This window comes from bacterium, assembly GCA_024228115.1.
Classification (GTDB): domain Bacteria; phylum Myxococcota_A; class UBA9160; order UBA9160; family UBA6930.
In genome coordinates, this window is the sequence record JAAETT010000662.1 from 1 (window position 1) to 7137 (window position 7137).

At 63.7% G+C, this 7137-nt stretch carries 6 protein-coding genes; 2 read left to right on the plus strand and 4 right to left on the minus strand.

The window, feature by feature from the left end:
* Window positions 1-515 precede the first annotated feature (515 nt).
* Complete coding sequence (locus GY937_27570; protein ID MCP5060474.1) at window positions 516-1553, plus strand: tetratricopeptide repeat protein; 1038 nt, start codon at window positions 516-518, stop codon at window positions 1551-1553.
* Window positions 1554-1591: 38 nt separating this feature from the next.
* Window positions 1592-2722, plus strand: a complete 1131-nt coding sequence (locus tag GY937_27575; protein MCP5060475.1) for a zinc-binding dehydrogenase — start codon at window positions 1592-1594, stop codon at window positions 2720-2722.
* Between the two features lie 44 nt (window positions 2723-2766).
* On the opposite strand, the gene GY937_27580 is transcribed toward GY937_27575, so the two are convergent.
* The 4 genes from GY937_27580 to GY937_27595 form a co-directional block, all read right to left on the minus strand.
* Complete coding sequence (locus GY937_27580) at window positions 2767-3927, minus strand: radical SAM protein (GenBank protein ID MCP5060476.1); 1161 nt, start codon at window positions 3925-3927, stop codon at window positions 2767-2769.
* Window positions 3928-4064: 137 nt separating this feature from the next.
* Window positions 4065-5753, minus strand: coding sequence for a Na/Pi cotransporter family protein (locus tag GY937_27585; protein ID MCP5060477.1), 1689 nt, complete (start codon window positions 5751-5753; stop codon window positions 4065-4067).
* Between the two features lie 65 nt (window positions 5754-5818).
* Window positions 5819-6301, minus strand: coding sequence for a universal stress protein (locus GY937_27590; GenBank protein MCP5060478.1), 483 nt, complete (start codon window positions 6299-6301; stop codon window positions 5819-5821).
* Window positions 6298-6513: a hypothetical protein gene (locus tag GY937_27595; GenBank protein ID MCP5060479.1), complete on the minus strand. Its 216-nt coding sequence runs from the start codon at window positions 6511-6513 to the stop codon at window positions 6298-6300. Before GY937_27595 ends, GY937_27590 begins: the two co-directional genes overlap by 4 nt.
* Window positions 6514-7137 lie beyond the last annotated feature (624 nt).

Below are 7137 nucleotides of genomic sequence, written 5' to 3' on the forward strand. Positions count from 1 at the left end.
AAGGTGACAGTCTGTGCGGTAGTATCCGGCTTCATGAAGGGGCCCTTGTTGAGGGGAAACGCGTGTCGCAACACGTTTCTACCGCAACTGGGGCCTTCTTCAATTCAAGAACGAGACTTCTTCATGAATTTTCCGGGCTAGCGCTCAGCCAAGCTCCAGTTCGGACTCCGAGTCCGCGTCGGGCGGCGTGTTCCATTGCGCGCCACGACCCACCGCCGCGGTCTTCAGATCGCCATCCGGGGGGTGGGAGGCCTCTCCCGCAACCCGGATGGCGGGCCGGGCCGCTCCCCGCCGAGCGTCGCCCAGGCCCCCTGGGCCTGCCGAATCCGGCCTCTTCCGGCCCTTCTGCGCATCGGTCGAATGGCCCCGCGGGTACCGGGTAAGAATCTTTTTAGTTCTTCATTTTCAAGTACTTACATCATCTTATCGACGGACGTCCTGAGACCGGATCGAGGGGCGCGTCTGCTACGCTGGCTCTCGCTACCAGGCCTCGGACGGGCCTTTGCGCGAGAGAGATGAACGACAAGGATCGATACTGGGATTGCCTCGACCAGGCCATGGAAGCCTCTCACGGTGGACGCACCGACGAGGCGCTGGCGTGGCTCGACGAAGCACTGAAAGCCCATCCGGGTGGTGCCGAAGCGCACAACGGACGCGGTGAGATCCTCTGGGATGAGGGCAAGATCGAGGAGGCCCTCTACCAGTTCGAACTCGCGACCATGGCGGATCCCAAGTTCGTCACGGCCCATTTGAACCGCGCCGAGCTCTTGATCGAGGAGATGGGTGAGTTCGAGCAGGCCATCCATCACTGCGATCTGCTGCTCTCGGGCGGGAATGAGACGCCGCGGCCCGACAAGGGGACCGAAGGTGAGATCTACTACCTGAAGTCGAAGTCGCTCTTCTACCTCGACGATCTCCAGGGCGCGCTCTTCCTGGTGCGCCGGGCACTTCAGACCACCGGAGATGTCGCGGTCTATCGTGCTTTCGAAGGTCAGATCGAATTCGAGCTTGGTCAACTCCAGGAGGCCCGGCGGCACCTGGACCACGCGGTGGCCCTGGACCCTGAATCCGCTCACGCCGTCTATCATCTCGGCCTGGTTCTCGAGCGTCTCGACCGGGAGGACGACGCCTGGCGCGCCTTCCAACAAGCCTTCGCTCTGGACGCGGACCACTTCCCCCTTCCGACGGCCACGAGCGCCGAGGATTTCGATCAGATCGCTGCGGATGCGCTCGGCGATCTGCCGCGTTCGATTCGCGAGTACGCCCTGAACGTGCCCTGCTTGATCGAGGATTTCCCCGCCGACGATCTGGTGTTAGGCCAGAACGTGTCACCCCAGATTCTGGGGATCTTCATCGGCGTGCCGCGTACGGAGGCAGCCCTTACCTCCCAGGCGCGAGACATGGATCGTGTGATCTTGTTCAAGAAGAACCTCGAGAAGGTTTGCCGCACACGGGCTGAGTTGATCGAGCAGATCCAGATCACCGTCAAGCACGAGATCGGCCACTACCTGGGGCTCGACGAGGATGATCTGGAGCGGCTCGGCCTCGCCTAGCCAAGCTCCACGCGTCCAACTGAAATTCGAGGAGCCCAATGTCGAGAGCGCTACAGCTGCAGTCCACGATCAAGGCCGATGCCACTCTCGAGGTAGCACTGGCCGAAGTGGAGGTTCCCACCCCTGGGGCCGATGACGTTCTCGTGCGCGTCGAAGCCGCACCCATCAATCCGTCGGATCTGGGTCTGCTGTTCGGGCCGGCAGATATCCCGAACGCCACGGTATCCGGTAGTCCTGACCGTCCCATTCTCCATGCGAAGGTTCCAGCAGGCTTGATGCGGGGTCTCGCCCCGCGGGTCGATCAATCCATGCCCGTAGGCAACGAAGGTGCAGGAGTCGTCGTCGAGGCCGGTTCGTCGGAGCTGGCGCAGAGCCTGCTGGGACGCACCGTGGCCTTGATCGGTGGATCGATGTACTCCCAGATGCGCTGCGTCCCAGCTGCATTCTGCCTGGCGCTTCCGGAGGGGACGACGCCGGCCGAAGGTGCATCATGCTTCGTGAACCCGCTGACGGCGCTCGGCATGGTCAAAACGATGAAGCTCGAGAATCACACGGCGCTCGTTCATACAGCCGCCGCATCGAATCTCGGTCAGATGCTGAACAAGATCTGCCAGGCCGATGGGGTTTCGCTCGTGAACATCGTCCGCAAGCCCGAGCAGGTCAATCTCCTGCGGGGCCTCGGCGCGAAGCATGTCTGCAATTCGAGCGATGACGAGTTCATGGCGGATCTCACCGATGCGCTGGTCGAAACCGGCGCAACGCTGGCCTTCGACGCGACCGGCGGAGGCCGGCTCGCCAGCCAGATCCTGACCTGCATGGAGCGTGCGGCCAACCGGACGGCAAAGGAGTTCAGCCGCTACGGTTCGACGACCCACAAGCAGGTCTACATCTACGGCGGCCTCGATACCTCACCCACCGAACTCAACCGCAACTACGGAATGGCGTGGAGTATCGGAGGTTGGCTGCTGACGCCCTTCCTGCAGAGAATCGGCGCGGCAAAGGGACAGGAACTTCGTGAACGCGTCGCACGGGAAATCAAGACGACGTTCGCCAGTCACTACACCCGGGAGGTCTCGCTCGCCGAGGCCCTGCAGCTCGAGGCCGTGCACGTGTACGGGCGTCAATCTACGGGCGAGAAGGTCCTGATCAATCCGAACAAGGGCCTCTGACCGCCGCCCCGTTCTTTCCGGCTTGAACCCGCCAGGCCATCGCGCTACTCCGCGGCGTCCTCCTTCGGAACGCGTACGTACTGGCCTGAGTAGCGGGCGATCATCAGGTACCTCTTGAAGCGCCGGTTCGTCTCCGCCTCGTGCTCGCTGATCGTGGTCTCGTCCTCCGGCTCGAAGAAGCAGGTCGGGTCCTCTTCCATGTAGTCGCCGCTGTGGTAGTAGGCCATGGCCCGGCAGCCGCCGCAGGTGATCTGGTAGCGGCAGCGGCCGCAGCGCCCCTTCAACCGGGTGCGATCCGTAACGTCCTCGAAGAGCTGGCTCGAGACGACCAGCTCGTCCAGGGGCTTGTCGCGCACGTTGCCCCCGTCCAGGTCGTCCAGCAGGACGGGGCACACCGAGATATTTCCCTCGGCGGTGACGCCCAACCAGTTTCCGCACCAGCAGCCGATGGGCGGGTTCTGGGGAACCGTGCGGTTCCGGGCGCCACCGGAAACCTCTTCGTGGAGCTCGGGCGACAGAAAGTATGGCGTGTAGCTGACGTAGCCGTTGATGTGGCGACGCAGGGAGGGATGGAACTTGTCTTCCATGTCCTTGCGGTCGAAGCCGGCAGCCGAGAAATGCTCCCGGCCGGAGCCCCGCGCCACCAGCGGCGATCGGTTGTACGAGATCCGGCGCTTGACCAGGAAGTCCACGGTCTTCTGGAACGAGTCGGCGTTGTGCTTGCCGATGGTGATGATGACGTGCCGGTCCAGGCCCACCTCCTTGCATTCGTCCAGCACCTCGAGCGTCCGGGTCACCTCCGCGTCGCGGCTCCAGTTGTTCTCGTCGTCGATGGCGTTGAGCCCCACGGAGATGGTTGCGCGCCCGCCGGTGGCCTCTTTGATGGCCAGGAGCTGCGCGCGGTCCAGGGACTCGCAGTTGGTGCAGAGGCTGGCCTTGTAACCCAGCTCCACCGTGAGCCGCAGCAGATCGAGGGCGTCCTTGCGCAGCAGGAACTCTCCCCCGCTCCAGGCCACGGCTTGCACGCCCAGGTTCCGTGCCGGCAGCAGCACCCGCTCGCGGATCTCGTCCAGGTCCAGCTCGCGCGCGCGGCTGGCCCGCACCCGCGAAACCTCGTTGCTGCCCGTCATGCACATGGGGCAGCGCAGGTTGCAGAGCCGCGTGGCCTCGAAGTAGATCGCGTAGAAGTTGTAGCCCGTCGCCATGGTTCCCCCACCGCCGGTCTACGGAGAGCGTAACATCAGCCCCGGCTTTGCTCCTGCCGGGCTCGAATCCGGATCTCTGGACCCTGGATCTGGTTGAAGATGTCTCGAGTGTTTGCGAAGGAACCACCCCGGAATGTTCAAGCGTCGTCCGGGTTCGATGCCTCCAGTACGCGCTGGGCAATGCGTTTGGCGTAGTAGAAAACCCGCTGGAGACCCTCGATCATGTCACTCTCGACGGCGTAGGCGTGGCTCCGGTGGCTGTCGGACGCCGCGAGCCTGCCCACCTGATGGGTCGTCGCCTTGGCCAGGAGGGTGTTGAGGGTCGCTTTCTGCTCGAGGACCTGGCTGGCAAGGGCGGGGTCGCTCGCCCCGAAGGCTGCCATGGCGATGCGTACGGCCGCGGCCACCTGAGCGTGGAGCTCGCCGATCACACGGGTCGTCTCGGCGCTGATCTCGATCTCGGCCGAGAGGCGCTCACGTCCCCGGCGTACCAGATCGCTCTCGATCACGTCAGCGAGATTCTCGAAGGCGTTGCAGACACTGACCAGCTCGATCAGGGTGACGGTCTCCCCGTCGATCAGGGGCCGTTGACTGGCGAGCGCGAGGTACTCGACGACGTCCCGGTGCAGGCGGTCGATTCCACGATCGATCTCCTCGACCTTGGAGAGGTCGGCCTCGTCTCCGCGCAGCATGGCAGGCAACACGGCGTCCAGCATCTGGATGCTCTTCTCTCCGATGCGCACGATCTCCAGGCGGGCCTGGTCGAAGGCCAGCACGGGCGTATCCAGCAGGTCCTCATCGAGCTGCGCCCTGATTTCATCTTCCTGCGCAAGAGGACGATCCGGAATGAGTCGCTCCGCCGCGGCTGCCAGCAGGGAGGCGAAGGGCAGGAAGATCAGCGCATTGATCGTGTTGAAGGCGGTGTGGGCGTTCGCGATCTGACGGGGCGTGTCGGCGGCGAGGCGGGCGGCGCCCGACAGCTCCGGTGAGCTTGGAGAGATGTTGACGACCGCAGAAGCCAACCAGTCGATCAACCCGACCCAGAGAGCGACTCCAAGGAGATTGAAGAGCACGTGCACCAACGAGGCTCGCACGGCTTCGCGGGGCTTGCCGATCGCAGCGAGCAAGGCCGTCACGCACGTCCCCACATTGGCGCCCATGATCAACGCGATGCCGGTCGGCAATCCGATCAGGCCCTGACTCGCCATCGCGATCACCACGGCTGTGGTTGCGGAGGAAGATTGGACCAGGCCCGTGAAGAGCGCGGCTGCCAGGATCGCCAGAGCCGGGTGCTCCATCCGTCCCATCCACTCCAGGAAGGGTGGAAAGTCGCGCAGGGGTGCCATTGCATCGCTCATCAGGGTCATGCCCAGGAATACCAGGCCCAACCCGAGCGCCCCGAGTCCGTGCTGCCGTAGGGATCCCTTCTTCGAGAGGAAGGAGACGGTGAAGCCGGCGGCAATCATCGCCATCGAGAGCTTGGTCACCTTGAAGGCAATGATCTGGGCCGTCACCGTGGTCCCGATGTTGGCACCGAGGATGACCCCGACGGACTGGGAGAGAGTCATCAAGCCCGAACTGATGAAGCTGACTACCAGCACGGTGGTGATCGAGGAGGATTGGATGATCGCGGTGACGAGGGCACCAGAGAACACACCCGCGACGCGATTGACCGTGAGCTGGGCAAGCAGTGTTCGGAGGCGATGGCCCGCGACGGCCTTGAGCGCCTTGGTCATCAGCTCCAGGCCGTAGAGGAAGAGGGCCAGACCTCCCAGGAGGCCAGTCGCCAGAGCCAGCCATTCCGGTGCGCTTGCCAACGACAACATGGCCTCATCGGGAGCCGCATTCGCCAAAGATGCGGCTGTTTCGGCTAGCGCGACCTTTTCCGACACTAGGCCTCCGCGCTCACGTCAGGTTCGCTCTTGACGACGACCACTGGTCGGGTCGAACCCTGCGTCACCCCATTCGCCTTCGAGCCGAGCAGCAGATCTGCGAGTGCCGTTCGCCCCTTGCCGCCCATGACGATGAGCTGGACCCGCTCGCGCTCGGCGACCTCCAAGATCCTGTTCACGGGGAGTCCCACGACCACGTCCATGATCATTCCCTCCCCGTCCGTGGGCAGCTCGAAGATCTCTCGCTGGTCGGCCAGGAAGGCCTCGAGCCTTTGCCGGGCGACCACCTCGATGGGTCCCGGGTGCTCGGAGCCCCGCGCAAGATAACTCCCCGGCTCATCGACGGGATCGTGCGCCACGTGCAGTACGTGAAGTGGCGCGCCCACGAGCCGGGCCAGCTCGGCAGCCCATTGTAATGCGGCCGCGGAACCCACCGAGAAATCGACAGCCACGAGAACGGGTTCGCCGGGGCGGAGCATCACGTCAGCATCCGGCGCTGCCTGGAGCGAAGCTCCCGGAAACTCGAGCGCGCCGAAGTGCGGCGTTGGTTGGCCACCCGCTCGGCCGGGTTCAACCGGGCGCTATGAGGGTCTGCCAGCAGCTTGTCCATGGTGCTTCCGATCTCCTTGCGGAACTCCACTCCTCCACCGAAACCAGGACCACGAACCAGCTCTCCGCGTTCTGCTTCATGCAATCGATGAAATACTCCTCTTCGCATCGGTATGCAAAGGGGTGCCTCCGCGTGCGCTCGCGGAATCGGCCCATGGGGCGAAACAAAGCTATCAACGTGCCGCTGCTGCGAAAGGGCATGGCGGCGGATCGCCACCGCTCCCTCCGCAAGTGCGACGCGACGCCCCACGTTCGTGGGCTCGTTCGGCACGGGTTCCTATCCGAAGAGGGAACCAAGCAACACCACCCTGTGCGCATCGCTCGAAGATGGATGTCGCTTTGGTCCATGCGTGTCCGCGCCGTCGAAGCAGGATCGAGCGATTCTCTTGCTACCTATGTTCGCCCCCGATGTGATCGGACCTGCGAGAGCTGCGGCCCGGCGGGAAGTGTCGGAACCTGCGCCCCGGACGCAGATCGCAACAGACAGCGGCGGTCGTTCTGATCGGTTCATCGCACTTTGGCCTCGGTGGTCGACTGGACTCTACATGCCCGTTTTCGTGGTCTTTGAGCTAGCGCGAATAATTCATGAAGAAGTCGTGGTCTTGAATTGAAGAAGGCCCCAGTTGCGGTAGAAACGAGTTGCAACACGCGTTTCCCCTCAACAAGGGCCCCTTCATGAAGCCGGATTCTACCGCACAGGCTGTCATCT

Coding starts and splice junctions, on each gene's coding strand:
- GY937_27570 (MCP5060474.1), top strand. CDS start 516: ATGAACGACAAGGATCGATACTGGGATTGCCTCGACCAGGCCATGGAA.
- GY937_27575 (MCP5060475.1), top strand. CDS start 1,592: ATGTCGAGAGCGCTACAGCTGCAGTCCACGATCAAGGCCGATGCCACT.
- GY937_27585 (MCP5060477.1), bottom strand. CDS start 5,753: ATGTTGTCGTTGGCAAGCGCACCGGAATGGCTGGCTCTGGCGACTGGC.
- GY937_27580 (MCP5060476.1), bottom strand. CDS start 3,927: ATGGCGACGGGCTACAACTTCTACGCGATCTACTTCGAGGCCACGCGG.